This is a genomic window from Sphaerimonospora thailandensis (assembly GCF_016863115.1).
GTDB classification, from domain to species: domain Bacteria; phylum Actinomycetota; class Actinomycetes; order Streptosporangiales; family Streptosporangiaceae; genus Sphaerimonospora; species Sphaerimonospora cavernae.
Genome location: NZ_BOOG01000048.1, coordinates 17,052 through 40,291, shown reverse-complemented (window position 1 = coordinate 40,291; position 23,240 = coordinate 17,052). Strand labels below are relative to the sequence as shown.

Here is a 23,240-nt window from a genome sequence, read left to right as displayed (position 1 = left end):
CGTCCCCCGAACCGTGGCGATAATCACATAGGGGGCTGTCAGGGAATCGCGGAACCCGTGACCATTGCCCGGAAATGCCAGTCCACTCCGCTGTTTGTACGGAATATCAGCGCCGCTTGGCGTTCTCAACGGCGTCGGAGGGAGAAACGGCCCGCCGGGAGGCGAGACCGGCCAGGGCGGCGCAGACCAGGTCGCCGATGGAGACGATCAGGCGGGAGCAGAGCACCGCGGCGGTCGCCGAGCCCCGATCGAGCACGGGGGCCAGCGCGGCGAACATGGCGACCTCCCGGACGCCCGCGCCCGCCGGCGCGACGACCACCAGGAAGCCCAGGCACCAGGCCAGCGCGAACGCGCCGAAGCTCAGAACCACCGCCGTCGCCCCGGACGCCCCGAGTGCGCGCACGATGAGCGCGAGGTGCACACCGTACGCCGCCCACCCGACCAGCGCCCAACCCGCGGACGCGAGCACCCCACGGCGCGTGAGCGGCCGTTCGAGCGGCGGGCGCCGCAGCTTCCGCAGCCCGAAGCCGATCACCCCGTTGACGACCGCCGGGTGCAGTGCGGCGACGAACACCGGGACGAGCAGCAGGAGCCAGGCGTACCGCGCCACCGACTCCCCCGCCGGCACGGGCAGCGTGACCGCCGCCACCACCAGGCCGCTCGCCAGATAGACCGGATAGGTCAGGAAAAAGGCGGCGGCGCTGCGCGATCTCGGGATGCCGTGATCACGGCCCATCTCCATCTGGGCCAGCACCGGCCACAGCGACCCGGGGATGTACTTGCCGAGCTGGCCGACGAAGAAGATCTTGGCGGCGTCGGTGAACGCCAGCGGCGACCCCAGGTCGGCCAGCAGTGCGCGCCACATCATCATCCCGGCGCCGAGCGCGCCGAGCACGGCGGCGAGCGACCCCGCCAGCTCCGGCCAGGACAGCCGGGCGAAGCCGTCGGAGACCTCGGCCCACCGCCCGGCGATCGCCCAGGCGCCGAACCCGAGCGCGACCAGCAGGAACAGCACGCGGACCACCTTGCGTCCGCTCACCCGGCCGCCTAACGGTTCGGCCGGCTGACGTCTCTCACGCGGCTGGCCGAGCTTCACGGCGTGCGTACCGGCTCGGGCGGCTGCGGGAGCGCGCCGCCGAGTGGCCGCCTCGGCGTCTTGGTGGCGACCCAGAGGTACGTCGGCACGACGGGCAGGAGGGCGTGCAGCGCGGCCCTCGGCGTCCGCGCCAGGGTCTCCCGTACGGCACGGCCCGCCGGACCGGGGAACAGCTCTCCCCCGGCGAACCGCTCCGGCGAGGCGAGCACCGGGAACGTGTAGTCCCACACGTGGAAGGCCGTCAGCATCCGCCGCAGGCCCCCGCGGGTGCGGAAGCGCTCGTAGTAGTGGTCGGCCCGGCCGAACGCCCTGACGTACCGGTCGGCGGCGGCCGGCGGCAGATAGGACAGGAAGGGCAGCTTGTAGTGCGGCTCCATCACGCCGAGCCGGTTGCCGAGCCCGAGATAGAGCACCCCGTCGTCGGCCAGCACCCGGTGCATGTCCGTGATCACCGCGTCCGGGTCGACCACGTGCTCGTAGATGTGGTTGAAGACCAGCACGTCGAGTGAGCCGTCCGGGAACGGCAGCGCTCCGCCGTCGGCGCAGACGAACCCGACCCGCCCACCGAACCGGTCGGCCGCCTTCCGCAGCCCCGGCACGTCGATGTCGACCCCGAACGTACGGCTCGCGCCGGCGCCGGCGAGCTCGTCGGCGATGAACCCGGCCGAGCAGCCGACATCACCGACGGTGAGCCCGGCGAGGACCTTGCCGGGATCGGCGCCCTCCCTGCCCAGGAAGTGCGCGAGCACCGCAATGATCTTCGCGGCCTTCCGGCGGCGCTTGGCCTCGTCGAGCATCGCGGCCTGGAACTCGGAGTATTCGAGCTGAGCCGCCCGCCCCTCGCTCACGACCGATCACCGCCGCTGCCGCCACACTCGCGATCAGGGTTCCGTTCCACGGTGCCCAACAGTACCTTCGCCCGGCCCAACCCCGTCGCGAATCACAGGCTTGGACCACGAACGGCTACGGCAGCAGCGTCAGGGCTGTGACATGGCTCGGCTTGACGGCGCCGAAGTGCCGACGGTCGATCGTGGCGACCCGGTCGACGCCGTACCGCTCAGCGACGGCGATCACGGAGGCGTCGACCGCGAGGCCCGGTGTCGAGGGTGGGTCAGGTGGAGGGGGATGGAGGGAGGAGGAGGAGGGTGTCGAGGTAGGTGGTCCAGTAGGGCTCGGGGTCGACGGGGGTGACTCCGGCGCGCAGCCGCTGTGGCATGCCCGGTTCGTAGAACCGCTTGAGCGCCTCGGCCAGCGCGCCCACCGAGTCCGGCTCCACCAGCAGGCCGTCGACGCCGTCGGACACGTTGTCGGCCAGCGCGCCGACGCGGGTGGCGATCACCGGGACGCCGTGCTCGTGACCGAGCCACACGTTCTGGCTGGCGGTCGCCGAGCGGTACGGCAGCACGAGGGCGTCCGCCCCGGCGAACAGTCCCGGCACGTCCTCGGCGGCGACGTACCCCGGCCGCAGTTCGACCCGGTCCCCGAGCCCCAGTTCCGCGATGAGGGCCCTGGTCTCCTCCAGTCCGCCCCAGAACTCGCCGGCCACGGTCAGGCCGACGTCCGGCAGTTGGGTCAGCGCCCGCAGGAGCAGGTCGAGCCCCTTGTAGGGGCGGACGATGCCGAAGAACAGCAGCCTGCCGTACGGCTCGCGCCCACCCGAGGCGCCCGGGCTGCGCGCGGGCAGGTGCGGCGGCAGCGCGGCCACCCGCACCGGCGCGTCGGTGAGCCCGCGGGCGAGGGCCGCCTGCTGCTCGGAGTGCACGAGAACCCCGCCGTTGCCCCCGCCGTCGACCCCGCCGACCCGCCGCAGCAGGGCCCTCATGAGCGGCACGTCGTACGGCTTGCGCTCGTGCGGCAGCACGTTGTGACACAGTGCCACCACCTTCGCCCGCCTGCCCAGGCCGTACAGGATGCCCAGGTAGGCGGGCACCTGCACGGGGCTGAGCACGGCGAGGACGACGAGGTCGACCTCGCGCAGCCGCCTGCCGCAGCGGATCCAGCCGTCCGGTCGCCGCCAGTCGAGGTCGCGGCGGGTGTTCGGGTACGGCTCGCCCTCCGGGCTGTCGATCGTCTGCTGTCCGGGGTAGAGAAACGCCGGGTACTGCGCCCGCCATGACTCGATCACCACGTCGTGGCCCTCGGCCCGCAGCCGGTGGGCCAACTCCGTGGTGTGCTGCGCCCCGCCGCCCTTGTAGGGGTAGGTCGGGCCGACGATCGCGATCCTCACGAATCGCCTCTCGAACGCACGATCAGGTCGGCCAGCAGCGCCACCGCCGCGATGATCAGACCTGTCATGAAGATCGTGATCGTGTTGGTGCGGATGTAGAACAGCTCCGTGACCATGTCGAACACGCCCTTGACCAGGCCGATGCCGATCAGCCAGAGCGCCACCGGCATCAGCACTTTGAGCGGGTTGAAGTACATGATCATCCGCAGCACCTGCAGGATGTAACGGTAGGCGTCGGAGACGAAGCTGAACTTCGACTTCCCGGCCCGCTTGGCGTAGTCGATGGGCATGTAGTGGACGTCGTGCTGGTTCGACAGGAACGCCAGCGTGATCGTCGTGACGCAGGAGAAGCCGGGGGGCAGCAGCCGCAGGTACGGCCTGGCCACCGACTTGCGGAAGGCCCGCAGGCCGGAGTTGAGGTCGGGGATCTTCTGCCCGGCCAGCCGTTCGGCGACCTTGCGGATGAACCACTTGGCGGGCACGCGCAGGAACTTGTGCGACCCCTCCTCGCTGGTGCGCGCGCCGACGACCTGATCGATCGCGTGGTCCTTCTCCAGGATCTGGACCAGCTCGGGAATGCGCTCGTTCGGGTACGTCATGTCGGCGTCGGTCCACACGACGATCTCGCCGCGGGCCTCCTGGGTGCCGATCCTGCGGACCGTGCCGGAACCGCCGTTGCGGTGGAACGCCTTGATCCGCATGTGCGGGAACCGGGGCTCGGCCTCGCGGAGCCGGGCCAGGGTCTCGTCCGTGGAGCAGTCGTCCACGGCCAGCAGCTCGTAGGTGTACCCGCTGTCGTCCATGGCCGCGCAGATGCGCTCGACCTCGTCGATCACATGGTCCTGCTCGTTGTAGCACGGCAGGACGATCGTCACGTACGGGTTATCGACGGCAGACACGGCGCTTCCAGAGGTCTCAGGCGGTCTCACGTCCGGCAAGGGTACTCTTCCCGGCCAAACCACGGCCTCACTTCGGATCACCCCGCCCTCGTACGGCTTACGCCGCGGGTGACGGTCAGCTCGCGCAGATGTTCGTCTCGGACGTCACGGCGTTGTCCCCGACCTGGATCGGCGTCTTGACGCCCTCCCAGTCGTTGCCGATCACGAGCTGGAGCACCGGACCCCGGACCTTGCCCTTCGGCGCGTCCGGAGGGGGCGACGAGGGCGTGAAGGGCGTGGCCGGGCCGGTCGGGACCTTCCCCGTCTCGGGCGCGATCTGACCCATTATCTTTCCGGTGAGGATCTTGGCGTAGTCCCAGCCCGGACCGGTGTAGCGGATCATCGTCTTGGGCTGGTCGGTGTTGTCCGGCCTGCGCGCGTCGCCGACGCCGGTGACCGCGAAGCCCTGGGCGGCCAAGGCCTCGGCGACCTCCTTCGCCAGACCAGTGGTGTTGGTGCCGTTGAACACCTGCACCTTGACCTGCTGCGGCTTGGTGGCAAGCGGTTTGCTCGGCTTCGCGCCGGGTGAGGCGGCGGCGCTCGGGGACGTCGTCGGGGTCACCTCGGTGTCACTCCTGATCGCGTTGAACAGGTTGTCCGCGTCTGGCTGCTTCCACACGACCCGCGCCTTGGGGTCGTTGGGATCGGGGATCCACGGCACCGTCGTGGCCTTGAAACCCTTGGCCGTGAGCTTCGAGGCGCTCTGCGCGATCTGGATGAGCGTGTCGGTGTTGAGGTTGTCGTCCATGGTCACCGACTCCGCGGTGGCCTCGATGAATTTTTGCAGCTTACCCACGTCGGTGAGCAGGGCCCGGCTGGTCGCCTTCTTCACCACCTGGGAGATGAAGACCTGCTGGCGCTTGATCCGGCCGATGTCGCTTCCGTCCCCGATGCCGTACCGCAGCCGTACATAGCCGAGGGCGGCCTCGCCGCGGACAACCTGCCGACCAGCCGGAAGGCTCAGCTTCGACTTCTTGTCGTTCACCGGCTGGGGCAGGCAGATCTCGATACCGCCGAGGGCGTTCACGATGTTCTTGAAGCCGGTGAAGTCGACCTTCACGAAGTGGTCAATGCGGATCTTCGTCAGGTCCTCAATGGTCCGCCGGGTGCAGATCATCCCCCCTTCAGAGAAGGCAGAGTTGATCATCGCGAGGTGCGGCGGCATCACCGCACCGGTCTTCGTGTTCTTGCAGGTGGAGATCATCACCATCGAGTCACGCGGGAAGCTGATCAGCGTCGCGCCGTCCCGGTCGGGGGACACGTGCAGGAGCATGATCGTGTCGGTGCGCTCGCCGAGGCTGACCATCTTCTGGCCGTACCGCTTGTTGTCCCCGGCCCGGCTGTCCGACCCGACGAGCAGCACGTTGATCGCGCCCGTCTGGTTCTCGGGGCGGTTCTTGTCGATTTCGTCGGTGGACTTCTCGCGGCTGATCAGGTCCATTGTGCTGCGATACGTCTTGTACGCGGTGAGCGTGCCGGCGGCCAGCACGGTGGTCATGACGATGCTGACCCAGCCCCACACGCCCGGTCCGCGCCGTGCGCCGCCCCCTCCATCGCCGGACTCCCCACCGCGACCGCCACCACCGCGGCGACCACGACGGCCGGAGCCACCAGAGCCACCAGAGCCACCGGAATCGACGGAGTCGTAGGCGGAGGTGGCCGCCGCCTCGAACGCCGCGGCCGACTCTTCGTCGCCGCCCCTGCGCCCGCGACGCCGCCTCGGCTGGTCCTCCTCGTAGAGGCCGCCGCCGTCGGCCGACGCGTAGGTCCGGGTGTCCGCACCGGCCGGGTGACCGCCGCGCCGCCGCCCGCGAGAGGGCTCGTACTCCTCCGGACCGCCGTAGGAATCCTGGTAGGCGTCGCCATACGAGCCGTCGCCGTACGAGCCGTCGTACGACTCGTTGTACGAGTCGCCGTACGAGCCCTCGTAGGAGGAATCGCCGCGACGACCTCGCCGACCACGCGCGCCGGCCGGGGCGTCGTAACCGCCACTCGGCGCACCGCCGCCGTACGCCCCGGGGTTCTGCGGCCCCCAGACCTTCTGGTCGGCCGGAACGGATGGGGGTTGCTGGTTGCGAGCGGAGGCGCGGCGACGCTCGCTCATCGGTCGCTCCTCGGCGCGGGGTGCGGCAGAGGCACAGGCGAACGATCGGAGGTGCTACTGATCGGCTCGCGCACGTGTCCTCCTTGCTTGGCGATCACTCCTCGCGCTCACGAGATTAGGTCACGGAGGCGAGTCGAGGCGCCGTGATCGGCAGGATCCGGACCATGGTCACTCTCTTGTGATCACACTGCGAGATCCCGGGGTGATTCAGCGGCAGAGCATACTAAAACTAGGACATTTTGCAGTATTGCGATTGCGTCCACTTTACCGCTGTTTTACCGGATCCGCTGGTCACGTCGGTCGTCCGGGCTCATCGCCAGGGCCGCCGCGAGGCAGGCGAGCGGGGTCGCGGGCAGCACGTACCGGTAATCGAACTGCGCCGTGGCCGCCGGAACGACCAGCAGAACCCAGGCGGTCGCCCAGGGAAGTCCCCACGGCACCCCCGATCCCCGCGCCGCGCCGCGCCGCGCCGGCCGAACCAGCCGAAGTAACGGAATGACGAGCACGACCAGCAGCAACGCCCCCGGCAGGGACGCCACCCGCTGGTAGGCCCGCATCCAGCCGGCGTACGGCTCGGCGATCCGCACCGCGACCGATCCCCGTTCGTACCGCTCGGCGAACTCCTTCCCGACGATCGCCGGATGCCGGTCCGGCGGTGCGGGCGTGGACGCGGGGAACTCGTAGTACCCGTAGGTCTCCGCGTCGGGGTAGACATGCCGCCGCCAGGTGAACGTCCGCCCCAACTCGGTCAGGACCCCGGCCGAGTAGTCCAGCGGCTGGCTCCGGATCGCGAGCCAGGCGAACCGCCCGGCCAGCGCGTCGGTCTCCTCGATGAATGTGATGCCGGGCAGCCGGACCAGGGGCGAGTCGTCGCTCCAGATGTAATCCTGCGAGGTCGGGCGCTCCGCCGGGGGCCGGGAATCGCACAGCACCGCCACATCCGCGGGCGGCCGCATGACCGAGCAGTCGGCGAACGTCATCGTCCGGCCGTAGAGGAAGACCCCGTTGGATCCGACCAGGCCGACCCGGTGGTGGGCCGCGTAGAACCACCCCGCGTACGCCGCGAGCGGCAGGAGGGCGGCCAGCGCGAACGCCCCCACCCGCCGCGGCACGTCCCGTCGTACGACTCGCGCGCGGCTGAAGCCGTACCAGACCAGGAAGAAAGCGAAGACCGCGATGAGCGGGAGTCCGATGGTCCTGGTCAGCGTCGCGGCGGCCAGGATCAGGCCGAGGGCGACCGCCGCGGGCGTCGACGGCCGATGGGTGGACGGCGGGCGGCGCAGCGCGAGGCAGGCGGCGGCCACGACGAGGAACGTGAACAGCGAGTCGGAGACGAGCAGGTGCTCCATCTCGATCTGATAGGCGTCGAGCAGGACCGGGACCGTGGCCGCGGCGGCGACCAGGACACTCCGCCGAGAGCGCCCGCACCACCGCAGCACGGTGACGTAGATCATGGCCCCGGCGAGCAGCCCGAGCAGGTGCTGGACGAACGTGACCAGGGCGAAGCTGTGAAACGGCTCGAACAGGCGCAGGAACATCGAGTAGCCGGCCGGCCGGACGAGGTCGGGCCGGGGCCGCATGGCGGTCACCACATAGGTGTAGGAGTCCGGGAACCACAGCGCCGGCCGGTACCCGAGCATGGTCACGATCCGCAGGGCCGCTCCCAGCCCGAGGACCCCCAGAAACCAGCTGTGCGGAAACCAGCTGTGCGGAAACCACCCGTGCCGCCGGGCCAAGACCGACACACTCCTTCCGGCCGCACTGCTGGTCATCGGCGTACGCTACCGGAACGTGCCGGGGAGACGCGTGATCGATTCGAAGCCGGAGAGCGGGCCGTTGTCGCAGCGGGCGGTTACGCTCGGCGTCATCGCCACCGACCGATCTCCCCGTTCTCCCCTGCCGTCGGCGGGCCGCGTGCTCGCCGTCGGGTCCGCGCTGCCCGTACTCGTCCTCGGCGGATGGCTGCTCGCGGGACTGCCGCTGCTGCTGCTCGGCTGGTTCCGGCCGCTGCCGATGCTGCTGGCCGGCGGCGCGTCGGCCGTGCTGCTGTGCCGGTACGGCCTGCGGCGCATGCCCGAGGTGGACGGCTCGGCGACGGCCGGGCGGACGGCGGCCGTTTTCGGCATCGCGGTCGCCTCCGGCGTCTTCAACGGGATCTTCCACGGAGAGCAACTGCTGGTCAGGCGGGATCCGGGCACCTACGCGGAGTACGCCGTCTGGCTGGCGCGGCACGGCTCGCTGCCGATCCCCCGGGGAGACTTCGGCGGCCCCGACCCGGCCCTGCGGTTCGACGGCATGGGCTTCTACGGCACCGACGACGGGATCCTCCCGCAGTTCATGGCCGGGCCGCCGATGATCCACGCCGTCGGCGACTGGGTGGCGGGCATCCCCGGCCTGCTGCTCGTGCCGCCGGTGCTGGGCGCGCTCGCCGTGCTGACCTTCGCGGGGACGACGGCCCGTCTGGTCGGCGCCCGCTGGGCCCCCCTGGCCGCGCTCGCCTTCGCGGTCAGCCTCCCCGTTCTCTACACCTCCAGGACCACCTTCAGCGAGATCCCGTCGCTGATTCTGATCTTCGGCGGCCTGAGCCTGCTGGCCGACGCCAGGCGCCGGGCCGCCGCAGACCGGGCCGGCACAGACCGGGCCGGCGCGATCGCCGCCGCGTTTTCCGGGCTGGCGTTCGGGCTCGCCCTGCTCGTCCGCATCGACGGCCTGCGCGACGTGCTGCCCGTGCTGCCGTTCGCCGGACTGCTCATCGCGCTCAACCGCATCTCCCGCGCACGCGCCCGCGCCCATGGCCGTACGAGCGGCGCATCGGGCTTCGCCGACGTGGACCGGCGGCTGGGCGTGCCGCTGCTGGGTGGGCTCGCCGTGGGAGCGCTGTGGGGTCTCACCGCCTGCTACACCCTCGCCAAGCCGTACGCGGAATATCTCTCCGGCTCGCTCAAGCCCCTGCTCGGCATCTGCGCCGCCGTCCTGGTGCTCACGGCGGCCGGTACGGCCCTGGCGCCGTGGATCGCCGCCCGGCGGTCGCTCCGGCAGCGGGTTCCGCAGCGGGTTCGACGGTTGACCCGATGGCTTCCCGAGGCCGCGGCCGGGCTCGTCGTGCTGGTCATGGCGGCCCTCGCCGTACGCCCCTGGGTGCAGACCGTGCGCCGGATCCCGATCAGTCCGGAGGACCGGCTGACCGCGGATTTCATCGAGAAGACGCAGGAGGCGGGCCACCTGCCGGTCGACGGCACCCGCCTCTACTACGAAGACTCGCTGCACTGGGTGTTCTGGTACGTCGGGGTTCCCGCGGTCGTGCTGGCCACGCTGGCGGCCGCCGTGCTCGTACGCCGCCTGGCCCGGAGAGGAGAGCTCGGCTGGCTGCTGCCGCTGGCGATCATCGGGTGGACGACGCTGACGACGCTGTGGCGGCCCGGCATCACACCCGATCACCCGTGGGCCTCGCGGCGGCTGGTGCCCGTGGTGATCCCCGGGCTGATCCTGCTCGCCGTCTGGGGGCTGCGGTGGCTGCGTGCGCGCGCCCGGCGCTCGGGGCGGCGCCGCGCCGGTCCGCTGGTGGCCGCGGCCGGGGCCGTCCTGCTCGTGGTCCCGGCCGCCGTCACGTCGATCGGCACGGCGTTCTCGCCGGTCAACCGGGGTGAGGCCGCTGCGGCGGCCGGACTGTGCGCCGCGATCCCACCGAACGCGTCCGTGCTGTTCGTCGAGCGGGTCACCGGTGACCGCTTCGGCCCGCTCGTGCGCGGGGTGTGCGGCGTGCCCGCCGCCCGGGTCGACTTCCCGCCCGGCACCAGCCTGCCGTTGTACGCCGACGTGGCGCGGCTGATCGGCAGGGTGCGGGCCACCGGCCGCGTTCCCGTGCTGCTCGCGGCCGAGGCGGGCCAGCTCGAGCCGTACGGCACGGCCGCCCGCGTGGTGGCCCTGCGCACCCGCCAGGACGAGCGGTCTCTGGTGGACCCGCCCGACGGCACCTGGTCGCTCAGCATCGACGTCTGGATGACCATCCCGCGGCTGGGTGTCGCCTCGGTTACGTTTCGCCCCAGGGGCGACAGTCGTTCTTGGGAACGTTAGGGTTGGTGATCGGCGAACGCGCCTTGTTCGCCCGTTCAGGGTGATGTGCCGGGCCGCCTTCGCTAGTGTCCGAACAGGACCGCGTCGCACGATCCGAGGATTCGCGGGGCGCGGCCGCCCCTCCGAGCCCCACCAGCCCGAGCCTCCAACAGATAGCTGAGCGTTTCTCTCGTGAGCGACATCCGTCATCGCCCTCCGGTCCAAGTCCCGCAGTCCGGCGTCACCCCCGATGCCGAGGAGGAGGCCCCCACCGGCGTGATCAGCCGGATCACCGCGGAGTGGCCGGGCCCGGCGGACGACGACGATCACGCGCGCGCGAAGAACGCCCCCGGCCCCTCGACCTCGGGCTCCCCCAGTACCTCGGCTCCCGCGGCCACGGCCGCCTCGACACCCCCGGCCACGCCGGGCCCACTCGACGCCTCGGACAATCCAGACAACCCAGACAACCCGGCCCGACCGGATGATCCGTCCGGGCCGGACGCCGCGGCGTGGGCGCAGCTCGACAAGGAGCCCCTGCCGGTACGGCGTCCGCGCAGGCGGGGTGTCGCCGGGCTCGGCGGGATGCCAGACGGTTCCCCGGCCTCCGCCGATTTCAACTACTTCTCCACCTCCCGGGACGGTCATCCCGACCCCGCAACTCCTTCAGCTCCCCCGGCGCCCTTCGACCGGCCTGAGCCGTACGGGGACTGGGACCAGGGCGGCCCGGCGACGGAGATCCAGTCGTCCCAGTTCCACGCGCCGCAGTGGCCGGATCTCGCGGGCGAGGCGGCGCCGCCCCCCGTGCAGTGGGACCCGTGGCATCGGACCTCGGCGGGGCCGCCCGGGCACGGCGATCCGGCGGGCAGACCCGGCGGCCCGGCGGGCTCAGGGGAGGACGCGCTCGCCGAGGAGGCGCCACCCCCGCTGCCCGCCTGGGTACCGGCCAGGACCTGGGATGACGGAGACGACTCAGGTCGCCCGAACGCCACACCTGAGCCCCATGAGCCGCATGGGCTCCAAGGGTTTCCCAGAGGTCCGGAGGCCGACCCCTTCGGTGGGCGCCAATCGGCCCGTCAGGGCGGGTTCGGTTTCCTCCACCCGCCCGCCGACCAGAATCGGAGTCGACAGACGGATCACGAGCGGCAGGCGGATCCGGAGCCGGATCCCGCCCCGCGGCCTTCCCGCAAGCGGCAGCGCGATCCCTATCTGGACAACGTCAAGTTCCTCCTGATCGCACTGGTGCCACTGGGCCACTCACTGGTGCCGACCCTGGCCGCCCACTCGTCACGGGCGACCTACCTGTTCGTCTACGTCTTCCACATGCCGCTGTTCGTCATCATCAGCGGTTACCTGTCCAAGAACTTCTGGAACTCCAACGCCAAGACCAACAAGTTGGTCGACACGTTCCTCGTGCCGTACGTGATCGTCGAGGTGGGCTACGCCCTGCTCCGCACCGCACTGGGGCAGAAGTGGTCCCTCACGATCATGGATCCGGCCTGGCTGAACTGGTATTTGCTGGCGCTGCTGTTCTGGCGGCTGTCCACGCCGGTCTGGAAGCGCATGCGCTACCCCGTGCCCATCGCCGTGGCCATCTACCTGTTCGCGGGCTTCTCCAACCTGAGCGGCGACTTCAGCATGGACCGTTTCTTCGGGCTCATGCCGTTCTTCGTCATCGGCCTCGTGCTCAAGCCCGAGTTCTTCGAGTTCCTCCAGCAGCGCTGGGTGCGGGTGCTGTCCGTGATCGTACTGGCCGTCGCCGCCGCGGTGGCCATCTACCTGGTGAAGAACTACACGGTCAAGCTCGGCCCGATCTACTGGAAGAACAGCTATCACCAACTGCACCTGGTCTGGTGGAAGGGCATGGCGCTGCGGGTCGCCCTGCTCGCCGCCGCACTCGCCATGTCGGCGGCCGTGCTGTCGCTGGTCCCCCGCAGGGAGACGTGGTTCACCGACCTCGGCACCCGCACGTTGTACTGCTACCTCTTGCACGGCGTGCCCGTTCTGATCGCCAAGGAGATGGGCTGGCTGAGCTTCCCCTGGCTGTACGGCCCGCTCGGGGTGGCGACGATCGCCTTCACCACGTTCGCGCTGTCCATCGTGCTGTGCCTGCCGATCACCCGAACCGTGTTCCGCTATCTGCTCGAGCCAAGGCTGACCTGGCTCTACCGCAGGCCGCGCATCCAGCGGCCCCCCGCACAACCAGAGCAGTCCCAGGCACAGCAGTCCCAGGCACAGCAGCCCCATTCGCAGCAGGCACAGACATACGCCGGACAGGCGAGGTGATTCGCCCCTCCTGCCCGGCGATCACCCCCTTGTGATCCCGTAGAGCCGGATGCAGGTCGTGACCCGCCGGAGGATACGGCTGTCATCCGGCCGCCGGGCTTGCTGTACTTGGAGGCATGTCACCACACGACGCCATGCCGAGCCACGCCAGCCATCTTGTTCAGGGACGCCGAGTGGACATGCCGGTGAAGGTGCGGGACGCCTCGCTCTGCGCCGCCACGTACCTCGTGCGGGCCGATCCCGCCCGGGCGGTCCTCGCCTACTCCGGATTGGACGTCACCGAGGTGCTGCCCGGCAGGGCCGTCTGCATGCTGCTGTTCATGCAGTATCGGGACTCCGACCTGGACGCCTACAACGAGTTCGGCGTGGGGTTCCTCGTACGGCCGCCGGAGGCGGGGCCGCCGCCCCGGCGTGGACCGATGGCCGGTCTGAAAGATCTGGGCGCGACCGGAGGTGGCGCCTTCATCCACTGGCTGCCGGTCACCCAGAGCTTCACACTGGAGGCGGGTCGAAACATCTGGGGGTTCCCCAAGGAACTGGCGGAGATCGACCTCCGCCTCGCGACGCCGTACAAGCGGTGCATCGTGCGCAAGGACGGACGACTGGTCATCGACCTGTTGATCCGGCCGGGCATCCCGCTGCCGCCGCCTGCGGCGCTGCCGGGCGGCCTGGACGACATCGAAATGATCGACGCCTACACGCACACCGACGGGGTCACCCGTCGCGTCCCCTGGATCGTGCGCCCGAGCGGCATCCGCTGGCGACCGGGTGGCGCGCTGATCAGGCTGGGCAACCACCCGGTCGCGAAGGAGTTGAGCGAGCTCGGCCTGCCCAAGCACGCCCTGATGACCACCACCGTCAAACGCGTGGCGATGGAGTTCGCCGCCGCCGAGGAGGCATGAGCGGGGCCGCTAAACGATGGGCGGGCGGCCGAGGCGGAGCATGCGCCAGGCGGTGCGCCAGGCCATCGGACGGCGGTCACCGGCCGGCTCGCGCAGCCCTTCGGCGAAGCCGCGGAACCACGCCTTGATCGCCGTCGCGGACCGCTCACGGACGAGCGTGAGGACGATCCAGTTGAGCAGATAGCACGCGGCGAGCGGCCAGGGCAGATTGCGGCGCGCCAGCCAGACCCGGTTGCGGGCGTTCAGCCGGTAGAAGTCCGCGTGCCGGCTCGGCAGCACCAGCGGGTGATACATCACGGTCTGCGCGTCGTACTCGATCCGGTAGCCCTCGCCCAGCAGCCGCCAGGCCAGGTCGGTCTCCTCATGCGCGTAGAAGAACCGCTCCGGAAGCCCGCCCACCTGCAGGAAAGCGGACTTCCTGATCGCGCAGGCGCCGCCGAGGAAGGTCGTCACCGGAGACGACCGCTCGGGGTCGCCGGCGCGCAGCCGAGGCACGTGCCGCCGCTGCACCGAGCCGCCCTCCGGGTCCATCACCCGGAACGAGATCGCGGCGAGGTCCGGCTCATGCGCGAACCGGTCGCGGACATGCGCCGCGACCGCGGAGTCGGCGTACCACCCGTCGTCGTCGAGGAAGAGGACGATGTCTCCGGTGCATTCCTGCACGCCGTGGTTGCGCCCCTCCGGAATGCCGACGTTCCGCGGGAGCCGTACGGTCTTGACCGCGGCGGCGGAACCCGGCAGCGGCCGGGCCGTGAGCTCGGGAACATCGGCGCCGTTCCCGACGACCACCACCTCGACGTCGGCGTCGGCCTGTGTGAGCGCGGACGTGACCGCACGGTCAAGCTCGGCGGTCCTGTTGCCCATGGTGAGGATGACACACGAAATCTTCACGGCGTCATCGCCTCGACGTTGGGCGCACTGCACACGATTTCATGATCACCGAGTCTGTGTGGCCAGGCCATCCGGAATCCGCCGCGTATCGCTGAGGAATACACTGAAGCAAAAGGGTATCGGAACTGCCAGCGAACTGTTACCGAACCGCAGGTGAAGCCACGACAGTTCCCAGGAGAATATCGACGCCCCCGTCCCCGTCCCCGTCCCCGCGTGGTCACGACAACCGCCGCGACGCGAGGATGCTCACCAGGTGCAGCACGAGCTGGATCCCCGCGACGACGGCACAGGCGACGACCAGCACCCGGGTGGCGGGGAACCACAGGTCGAGCACGGCCGCGATCACGACGATCAGCGACAGCTCGACCGCCTGGATCAACCGGTGGAACCGGGTCGCTCCGACGATCCTGCGGGCGAGGCCGAGCCGGCGGGAGGTGAACTGCCCCGCCTGCGCCTCGGTCGCGGCGACCAGCCCGGAGCGGGCCCGGGCCACGTCGACCAGGTCGGTCTCCGACTTGATCAGGATCGCGCCCAGCGCGGCGGCGAAGCCGAGCACCGTGTACCAGTCCGGCACCGTCTGCGAGGCCCGGAAACCCAGACCGATGAGCAGCGCGGCCTCGGCGAAGTAGTGCCCCACCCGGTCGAGGTAGACCCCGGTGATCGACGTGCGGCCCGTCCATCGGGCCAGCTCGCCGTCCGAGCAGTCGAGCAGCAGATAGACCTGGATCAGCAGCGCGGCGCCCAGCGCCGCCCAGATCCCCGGCAGGGCCAGTACGGCTCCGGCCGCCACACCGCAGCCGATCATCAGGCCGGTCACCTGGTTGGGTGTGATCGGCGTCTTGGCCAGCAGCCAGGTGGCGTAGATGGACAGCCGCCTCATGTACAGCAGGCCGGCCCAGTGTTCGCCGCTGCGGCGATCCATCGTGGTCTGCGGCTGGGCGACCGCGCGAAGTTCAGCGACCGATGGCGCGGACATAGTCCTCAACTTTCGCCCTGACCTCGGCCTCAGACAGGCGAAGGTGCTCGAGGATGGTGTAACGACCGGGCCGGGTGCTCGGGGCCAGCATGACGGCCTCGGTGAACTGTTCGTTCGACAGGCCGACCTCGCCGGGGGTGACGGGCAGCCCGTGCTGCCGCAGGCAGCCCCTGACCTGACCGAGCCGGTGGGCGTCCTCACGGAGGAAGAAGCAGAAGGCCGTGCCGATCCCCGCCAGCTCACCGTGGCTGGCGGTCCCGGGGAAAAGCTGGTCCACGGCATGCATGATCTCATGGTCGCCGCCGCTGGCCGGCCGACTCGACCCGGCGATGACCATCGACATTCCCGAGAGGATCAACGCCTCGGCCAGGACGGTCAGGAACGCGTCGGACTCGATGGAGTCGGAGCGCCCGAGCACCGCCTCCGCGGCGGTGCGGGCCATGGAGATCGCCACTCCGTCGATGGGCTCACCGCGCTCGGTCCTGCCCAGCTGCCAGTCCTCGATCGCGGACAGGTTCGCGAGCACGTCGCCGACGCCGGCCCGTACGAGGGACGGCGGGGCATCGTGGACGAAGTCGAGGTCCACCATGATCGCCAAGGGCATCGGCACGCCGAAGGAGGGTTTACCCCCGTCGTGCACGAGGGAGGCCACAGGCGAGCAGATGCCGTCGTGTGAGAGGTTGGTGGCCACCGCGACCATCGGGATCCCGGCCAGCGACGCGGCGTACTTCGTGGCGTCGATCGTCTTGCCGCCGCCGATTCCGACGACCGCCTCGAACGCGCCCTTGCGCAGATCGCCGCCGAGCGCGATGGCCGCGTCGACCGTTCCATCGGCCACCCGGAAGACCTTGGCGTCGCCGAGCGAAGGGGCGATCATCTCGGCGATCCGGTCACCCTGGTTCGGGCCGACCGCGATCGCCACCTGACCGGAGGTGGCCACCCGGCTGTCGGCGAGCAGCGAGCCGAGCTGCGCGATCGCGCCCCGTCGCACCTCCATCGTGAGGGGGGCGGGCAGCATCCTTGCCAAAATCGGCATCAGAACTCCTCAGACGACGATAAGGGCCCGCGGGCGGCCGGAGGGGAGGTCGTCCGTGGAAGAGCGGGGAAGAGCTCCTCGCCGGGACCCGTGGAGACCCGTGAGGATCAGTATCGCCATGCGATCTCACGGGCCTTCGCGAGGTCATCGTGGTTGTCCACCTCGACCCACTCGACCTTGCCGATGGGCGCCACGGCGATCTTCTCACCGCGGTCGACCATCTCCTGGTAGCCGTCCTCGTAGTAGAGCTGCGGGTCCCGCTCGAAGGTCGTCCGCAGCGCGTCGGCCAGCCGGTCGGCGGCGCCGGGCCGGATGAGCGTCGCGCCGATGTACTCGCCGTACGCCTCGGCGGGATCCATCAGCTTGGTGATCCTCTTGAGGCGGCCGTCCTGGAGTGTGACCTTCATCTCCTCGTCGGCGAGCGACTTCACGTCGTCCACGGCGAGCAGGATGTCCGAGCCGTCGTTCTCGGCCGCGAGCAGGGTCCGTTCCACCGACACGGGGTGCACGGTGTCGCCGTTGACCAGCAGCGCGCCCTGGGCGAAGTAGTCGCGGGCGCACCACAGGGAGTAGGCGTTGTTCCACTCCTCGGCCTTGTCGTTGTGGACCAGCGTCAGCGTGACGCCGTGGCGGCTCTCCAGGTCGGCCTTGCGGTCGTGCACCGCCTGGGCCTGATAGCCGATGATGACGACGACGTCGCGGAGGCCGACCGCCGAGAGGTTGCGCAGGGCGATGTCGAGGATCGTGGTCTCACCGTCGACCGGCACCAGCGCCTTGGGCAGCGTGTCGGTGTACGGCCGCAGGCGACGTCCGGCCCCGGCGGCCAGCACCATTCCGAGCAATTTCGCGCACTCCTTGAGGTCGAGCGTGAGGCAGTAACCCCAAAGGTTAGTTGGCTTTCGGCACAGTGCGCGTAATCCCCCCGCCAACACCGTCAATCTCGGGCTCCCGGCACCGCCGCCCCACCCCCCGACGCGGCGGTCCCACCCCCCGGCGCGGCGCCCCAGCAGGTTACGCTCTCCCAGCCGTACACGCCCCACAGGTATCCGGCCAGCAGCACGAACGCCATGGTCACCGTGTCGAACAGGCCCGCGACCGCGACGATGAGCAGCCGGCCGTCCCAGCCCAGCCCCACCGCGGCCAGCCACGGGGGCGGACAGACGTGCTGCCGCACCCGGTAGACGACGTCGTAGTGGTGGAAGGCCAGCGCTCCGAGCAGCGCGAAGATCAGCACCGGGGAGATGGACCGGCCGAAACCGACGGCCGTGATGAATCCGTACTCCGTGAGCCGCAGGATCGGCGGCACCAGCCAGTCGAGACGGCCGTCGTGCGCGTGGGCGCCGCCCGATCCGGCCAGCAGCAGGAGCACGGCCGGGGCGAACATGGCGAGATCGTCGCGTCCCGTCGCCCCCGCCAGCAGCAGGGCGCCCGTCACGAAGGCACCCGCGATCACGGGCGGGAGCGGCGGGATCTGACCGGAGATCAACAGGGCCATGGCCCGGGCCAGCGGCCCGTCGTCACGGTAGGTCACCACGGTGCCGTGCGGCGCCGCCGTCGTGTCCGCGGATGCCATGCTCATCCGAACGACCTCCTGATCCGGCCGGCCGACATGTAGGCCAGCGCGACCACGCCCCAGCCGAGGAGGGCCAGGAACGTCACCCGCGCGTCGAACAGGGCCGCCGTGATCGCGATCAACGCCATCCGCTCCCCGATCGGCAGCACGATGATCTTCCTGAGCCAGTACGCCGCGCTCCGCACGCGTGGCGACAGGCCCGAGGAAGCCCCAACCGATGTGACCTCGGCTGGTCGGACTGGAGAAGACCCGGTCTGGGATGTCGTGATCAGCACCGGCTTCTCCGGCCCACCCCGGGGCTCGTCCTGCGGCTCGGTCGGGGGCGGCTCGTCCCGCGGCTCGGTCGGGGGCGGCCCGTCCCGGGGCTCGGCGAGGGGGCGACGCGGCCCGGCGGTGACCCCGGCACCGGAGTCGGCCACGGCCCCGGCGTAGGAGAAGTCGACCATGTGCCGGACCACCTGGAGGATCACCGCGGCCACCGCGAGCGGCCACACGCCGCCGGACTCTCCCGACTGCGCGTGGTAGCCGAAGGCCAGCCCGGCGAGCACGACATACTCCTTCAGCCGGTCGCAGATCCCGTCAAGCCAGCCGCCCAGCGCGGAGAACCGCCGCGTGTAGCGGGCGAGCTGCCCGTCGACGCAGTCGAGTACGAACGACAGGTAGAGCGCGACGGCCCCGACCACCAGACCCGTCCGATGCCCGTCGGAGAACCAGATCGCCGCGATGAGCGCCAGACCCACCGAGATCCCGGTGACGGCGTTGGGCGTCAGCCCCAGCATGGCCGCGAGCCGTACGAGATGACGCGACCAGGAGCTGACGAAGAAGGTCGTGAAGAAGCCGTCGCCGGTCTTGACGGCCGCATCCAGCCGGGCCCGCGACGCGTCGACCCCGGCCAGACCGCTGATCGCCGCCTCCGCCCCGGCGCTGTCGGCCACCCGGTCACAGCGCAGCGCGCCGACCGTGACGGATCGGACCGGCACCCCGGAGCGTACGAGCCCGGCCAGCAGCAGGTCGGGCACCTCGGCGTCGCTCACCCGGCCGAGACGACGGCGCTCCGCCAGGTCGGCCAGCTCCTCCGCCACCTCGGCGAGGCTCGTCAGGTGCGCCTCCCCCACCTGGAGCACACCGCCGAAGACGCCGTCGGCCCGCTCGACCTCGTGAAAGGAGTTGCCCGCCGACACGACCCGGCCCGACTCCGTCCGTACGGGCGGGTGCAGCGGGGACCGCTCGCCGGCCTCGGCCATGGGCCCGACGAGGGGCCCGACGATGGCTCCGGTGAGCCGGGAGGGACCAGCGAGCAGCGTGGCCAGGGCCTCGGTGTGGGCGACGACGTCGGCCACGAGCACGATCACCGGTGACGTGGCGGTCCTGGCCGTCTTGGCCACGACCCGCAGGTCTTCGGCGAGCCCGTCGCTCATGGTGTCCGGCAGCCTGTGGGGCATCTGGTACGGCCCGGCCGCGTACGAGCGGGTGCCGTCCGGCCTGGCCACCACATGGACGTCCCGGACGGGCAGCGTGACGAGCTGGCGGGTGAGCCGCTCCAGGAGACTGGCGCCGTCGGGGCAGGGCAGATCGGCGGCCGGCGTGGTCGCCAGGACCACCGCCACCGCGTCACCGCCTGGAGTCATCCCCGGCGCCGTGCCGGATCTGTCCGGATCGGCCCGCATTGACATTCCGAATTCACCTCGGTCACCGCATGCTCACCTCGCAAAGTAACCGAGCGATCACGTGGTGGCAATCACCTTTCCCCGCCTGGTGCCCCGGTATCTTCGGATGCGGGGAGGAAAACATGATCGCGGAATCGCGTCTGCGCAGGGTCGGGGTGGTGCTGGCCGGCGGTGTCGGCCAGCGGATCGGCCTCAACACCCCCAAGCAGCTCCTGAAGATCGCCGGCAAGACGATCCTGGAGCACACCATCGACGTGTTCGACGGCCATCCGGAGATCGACGAGGTGGTCGTGCTGATGGCCCCCGGCTTCGTCGGCGAGGCCGAGGAACTGGTGCGCCGGAACGGCTACCGGAAGGTCACCCAGGTCGTCGAGGGCGGCGCGAGCCGTACCGAGTCGACCTGGCGGGCCCTGCGCGCCATCGGTGACGCCGAATGCGACGTGCTGCTGCACGACGCGGTCCGGCCGCTGGTCGAGCCGCGGATCATCAGCGAGTGCGTCGCGGCGCTCGAACGGTACGAGGCCGTCGAGGTGGCGATCCCGTCCGCCGACACGATCGTGGTCGCCGCCCCCGGCCCACGAGGGGAGATCATCCGCGATATCCCCGACCGCTCCCTGCTGCGGCGCGGGCAGACGCCGCAGTGCTTCCGACTGTCGGTGATCCGCGCGGCGTACGAGCGCGCGTTCGCCGACCCGGCCTTCGCCGAGCGGCCGGCGACCGACGACTGCGGCGTGGTGCTGCGCTACCTGCCCGACGTGCCGATCTACATCGTGCCGGGCAGCGAGCACAACATGAAGGTCACCCACCCCGTCGACGTGTTCATCGCCGACAAGCTCTTCCAGCTCGCCGAGAGCGCGGCCCCGGCCCTGACCGGCGACGCCTACCGCGACGGCCTGGCCGGGCGCACGCTGGTCGTCTTCGGCGGGAGCTACGGCATCGGCGCGGAGATCGTGGAGCTCGCCAAGGGGTACGGCGCGGCCGTCCACTCGTTCTCCCGCACCCAGAACGGCGTCCGGGTCGAGGACCCGGCGGCGGTGGCCGACGCCCTCGCCCGCGTGTACGGCGAGACCGGCCGGATCGACTACGTCGTCAACACCGCCGCCGTGCTGCACATGGGCAGACTCGACGAGGCGGGCCCGCACGTCATCGAGGAGACGGTCGGGGTCAACTACCTCGGTCCGATCAACGTCGCCCGCGCGTCGTTCAAGTACCTCGCGGAGAGCGACGGCCACCTGCTGCTGTACACCTCCTCGTCCTACACGCGCGGCCGGGCGGCCTACAGCCTCTACTCCTCTTCCAAGGCCGCCGTCGTGAACCTCACGCAGGCCCTCGCCGACGAGTGGGCCGGCCACGGGGTCCGGGTCAACTGCGTCAACCCGGAGCGGACCGCCACTCCCATGCGCCTGCGCGCCTTCGGCGACGAACCCGCCACGACCCTGCTGTCGGCCGAGGCCGTCGCCCGCACCAGCCTCGACGTCCTCCTGTCCCGCCTCACCGGGCAGGTGGTGGATGTACGGCTGAGCCGGGTCTGAGACGGTTTGACCTGCGATGACACGATGATCAAACGGCCGCCGTGGTGGGTAGGCAGCGGTGCATGGGGGGATGGCTCAAGGGGCGCAACGCCCTGCTCACCGGACTGCTGCTCGCTTCCTATCCGGCGCTGACGGCGGCGGCGCTGTGGCCGCTGCCGTGGGCGTTCGCCGCGCTGGTGCCGCTTTCGTACGCGGCGGAGATAGCGCTGCCGAAACGGGCGGCCGACGCGCTCGGCCGGGCCCATCTGGGCACGACGCTCCGGTTCATGACGCGGGAGGCGGCGGCCGTACTGCTGCTCGCGCGGACGCCCGGGATCCGGACCCGGTGGTTCGTGCTGCTCGCCGGGGGGCTGTTCCTGTTCCAGGGGGCGCGGGCCGTGCAGAGCGGGCTCGCCAATCAGTTGCACCGCTGCCACGAACTGATGCCGATCACGACCAGGAACCTCGACCTGCCGTCGCTGCGCATCCCCCCGCCGCCGCCGAAGGCGCTCGTCCGGTGGCGTGGCCTGCGCCTGCTGTATCTGGACGCGCTGCCCGTCGGGCTGGCCGCCTTCGGCACGCTCGTCTGGTCGTTCGGCCAGTCGGTCGGCCAGTCGGTCGGCGGGCCGTCCGGCGAGTACGGCACGGCCGCCGGTCTGCCGGGTGTGGCCGGAGCGGGCGCGGCGCTCCTGATAGAGGCGGCCGCGGTGGCCGCCCTCGTGGTCTGTCTGCGCCGGGCCTGGCACCTGCGTGACCGCGGGCGGATCGTCGCGGCCGTGGAGGATCGGGTGCGGGCCTACCGGCCGGAGGTGCTGCTCTACTTCTCCGGGCCGCGCAGCGCGACCTACCAGGTCACGATGTGGCTCGGCACGCTGGAGCGGATCGGTCTGCGGGTGCTCGTCGTCCTCCGGGAGCGCGCCATGGTCGCCGCGCTGGGTCCGACGACGCTGCCCGTGGTGTGCGTCCCCTCATCGGTGGACCTGATGAACTTCCGGGGGTTCGACTCGGCCCGGGTCGCCCTGTTCCCCGCGAACACCGGCAACAACATCCACATGCTGCGGGTGCCGGGAGTCCGCAGCGTGTTCATCGGCCACGGCGACAGCGACAAGGAGGCCTCGTTCAACCCGTTCACCAGGGTGTACGACGAGGTCTGGGTGGCCGGTCCGGCCGGACGCGACAGATACCGCCGCGCGGACGTGGGCGTCCGTGACGAGGACATCGCCGAGGTCGGCCGCCCCCAGCTCGCCGGCATCGCGAGCACGAGCCCGTACGCCGAGGGGGCCGTGCCGTACCGCACGGTTCTCTACGCGCCGACCTGGGAGGGCTGGAGCGACGACCTGTTCCACACGTCGATCGTCACGATGGGCCCGGCGCTGGTGCGCGCCCTGCTGGGGCAGGGCGTCCGGGTGATCTACAAGCCCCACCCGCTGACCGGCCACCGGTCGCCCGCCGCCCGGGCCGCCCACCGGAAGATCATGGCGATGCTGCGTGCGGCGGAAAGCTCAGCGGGGAGCTCGGCCGTGCCACATGTGGCCGTCACCAAATCTGAGCTCGCCCTGTATGACTGCTTCAACGAGGCCGACCTGCTCATCTCCGACATATCGAGTGTCGTGTCCGATTTCCTGGCCAGCGGCAAGCCGTACGTCGTCACGAATGTCGCCGGGTTGCCGGACGCGGAGTTCCGCACGCGTTATCCGAGCACCGAGGCGGCCTATCTGCTCACCGGGGATCTCGACGAGCTCGACGGCATCCTCCGCCTGCTCGGGGACGGTGACGACGTCATGGCGGAAGACCGGCGGCGGCTGCGCGCCCACCTGCTCGGCGGCCCGGACCACCGGGACTCCCTGGCGCGCTTCGAGGAGGCGATCAAGACCGCCTGTGCCCGGGCAGCCCGGCGAGAGCCCGTACACGCATAGGAATGCGCTTGTCAGGGACAGGTGCAATACTCGCGTTGTCTACAGTGCGTATCGACATGGATACGAA

The 23,240-nt window shown here is 70.7% G+C and carries 17 protein-coding genes; 5 read left to right on the top strand and 12 right to left on the bottom strand.

Annotation, left to right across the window (positions count from 1 at the left end):
- Nucleotides 1-106: 106 nt before the first annotated feature.
- The 6 genes from Mth01_RS22710 to Mth01_RS22680 all read right to left on the bottom strand — a co-directional run bounded on the left by Mth01_RS22710 (nt 107) and on the right by Mth01_RS22680 (nt 8,137).
- Nucleotides 107-1,039, bottom strand: a complete 933-nt coding sequence (locus Mth01_RS22710) for a lysylphosphatidylglycerol synthase domain-containing protein (protein ID WP_204017946.1) — start codon at nt 1,037-1,039, stop codon at nt 107-109.
- 53 nt (nt 1,040-1,092) lie between these two features.
- Nucleotides 1,093-1,944, bottom strand: coding sequence for a class I SAM-dependent methyltransferase (locus Mth01_RS22705; RefSeq protein ID WP_204017945.1), 852 nt, complete (start codon nt 1,942-1,944; stop codon nt 1,093-1,095).
- A 263-nt stretch (nt 1,945-2,207) separates the two neighbouring features.
- Complete coding sequence (locus tag Mth01_RS22695) at nt 2,208-3,323, bottom strand: glycosyltransferase family 4 protein (protein ID WP_204017944.1); 1,116 nt, start codon at nt 3,321-3,323, stop codon at nt 2,208-2,210.
- Nucleotides 3,320-4,252, bottom strand: a complete 933-nt coding sequence (locus Mth01_RS22690; RefSeq protein ID WP_204017943.1) for a glycosyltransferase family 2 protein — start codon at nt 4,250-4,252, stop codon at nt 3,320-3,322. The genes Mth01_RS22695 and Mth01_RS22690 overlap by 4 nt, the downstream gene beginning before the upstream one ends.
- Nucleotides 4,253-4,337: 85 nt before the next feature.
- A complete protein-coding gene (locus Mth01_RS22685) occupies nt 4,338-6,365 on the bottom strand; it encodes an LCP family protein (protein WP_204017942.1) in 2,028 nt (675 codons plus the stop codon).
- A gap of 275 nt (nt 6,366-6,640) precedes the next feature.
- Nucleotides 6,641-8,137: a hypothetical protein gene (locus Mth01_RS22680; protein ID WP_239089915.1), complete on the bottom strand. Its 1,497-nt coding sequence runs from the start codon at nt 8,135-8,137 to the stop codon at nt 6,641-6,643.
- Between the two features lie 34 nt (nt 8,138-8,171).
- On the opposite strand from Mth01_RS22680, the gene Mth01_RS22675 reads away from it, so the two are divergent.
- The 3 genes from Mth01_RS22675 (at nt 8,172) to Mth01_RS22665 (ending at nt 13,603) form a co-directional block, all read left to right on the top strand.
- Complete coding sequence (locus Mth01_RS22675) at nt 8,172-10,439, top strand: hypothetical protein (RefSeq protein WP_204017941.1); 2,268 nt, start codon at nt 8,172-8,174, stop codon at nt 10,437-10,439.
- A 171-nt stretch (nt 10,440-10,610) separates the two neighbouring features.
- Nucleotides 10,611-12,701: an acyltransferase family protein gene (locus tag Mth01_RS22670; RefSeq protein ID WP_204017940.1), complete on the top strand. Its 2,091-nt coding sequence runs from the start codon at nt 10,611-10,613 to the stop codon at nt 12,699-12,701.
- Between the two features lie 116 nt (nt 12,702-12,817).
- Entirely contained in the window at nt 12,818-13,603 is a 786-nt protein-coding gene (locus Mth01_RS22665; RefSeq protein ID WP_239089914.1) for an acetoacetate decarboxylase family protein, read from the top strand.
- 9 nt (nt 13,604-13,612) lie between these two features.
- On the opposite strand, the gene Mth01_RS22660 is transcribed toward Mth01_RS22665, so the two are convergent.
- From Mth01_RS22660 to Mth01_RS30185, 6 genes are all read right to left on the bottom strand, one after another.
- On the bottom strand, nt 13,613-14,494 hold the full coding sequence (locus Mth01_RS22660; RefSeq protein ID WP_239089913.1) for a glycosyltransferase family 2 protein: 882 nt from the start codon (nt 14,492-14,494) through the stop codon (nt 13,613-13,615).
- Between the two features lie 217 nt (nt 14,495-14,711).
- Nucleotides 14,712-15,470: a CDP-alcohol phosphatidyltransferase family protein gene (locus Mth01_RS22655; RefSeq protein ID WP_204017938.1), complete on the bottom strand. Its 759-nt coding sequence runs from the start codon at nt 15,468-15,470 to the stop codon at nt 14,712-14,714.
- Complete coding sequence (locus Mth01_RS22650; RefSeq protein WP_204017957.1) at nt 15,448-16,488, bottom strand: iron-containing alcohol dehydrogenase family protein; 1,041 nt, start codon at nt 16,486-16,488, stop codon at nt 15,448-15,450. The genes Mth01_RS22655 and Mth01_RS22650 overlap by 23 nt, the downstream gene beginning before the upstream one ends.
- 125 nt (nt 16,489-16,613) lie before the next feature.
- Nucleotides 16,614-17,348 carry a phosphocholine cytidylyltransferase family protein gene (locus Mth01_RS22645; protein WP_204017937.1) on the bottom strand — a complete coding sequence of 245 codons (735 nt, stop codon included), beginning with the start codon at nt 17,346-17,348 and terminating at the stop codon, nt 16,614-16,616.
- A gap of 92 nt (nt 17,349-17,440) precedes the next feature.
- A complete protein-coding gene (locus tag Mth01_RS30190) occupies nt 17,441-18,085 on the bottom strand; it encodes a DUF5941 domain-containing protein (protein ID WP_275409007.1) in 645 nt (214 codons plus the stop codon).
- Nucleotides 18,082-19,752, bottom strand: a complete 1,671-nt coding sequence (locus Mth01_RS30185) for a CDP-alcohol phosphatidyltransferase family protein (RefSeq protein WP_275409006.1) — start codon at nt 19,750-19,752, stop codon at nt 18,082-18,084. The genes Mth01_RS30190 and Mth01_RS30185 overlap by 4 nt, the downstream gene beginning before the upstream one ends.
- Before the next feature lie 116 nt (nt 19,753-19,868).
- On the opposite strand from Mth01_RS30185, the gene Mth01_RS22630 reads away from it, so the two are divergent.
- Both Mth01_RS22630 and Mth01_RS22625 read left to right on the top strand, forming a co-directional pair.
- On the top strand, nt 19,869-21,278 hold the full coding sequence (locus Mth01_RS22630; RefSeq protein WP_204017936.1) for a bifunctional cytidylyltransferase/SDR family oxidoreductase: 1,410 nt from the start codon (nt 19,869-19,871) through the stop codon (nt 21,276-21,278).
- 62 nt (nt 21,279-21,340) lie between these two features.
- Complete coding sequence (locus Mth01_RS22625; protein ID WP_204017935.1) at nt 21,341-23,173, top strand: CDP-glycerol glycerophosphotransferase family protein; 1,833 nt, start codon at nt 21,341-21,343, stop codon at nt 23,171-23,173.
- The last annotated feature ends 67 nt before the right edge of the window (nt 23,174-23,240 follow it).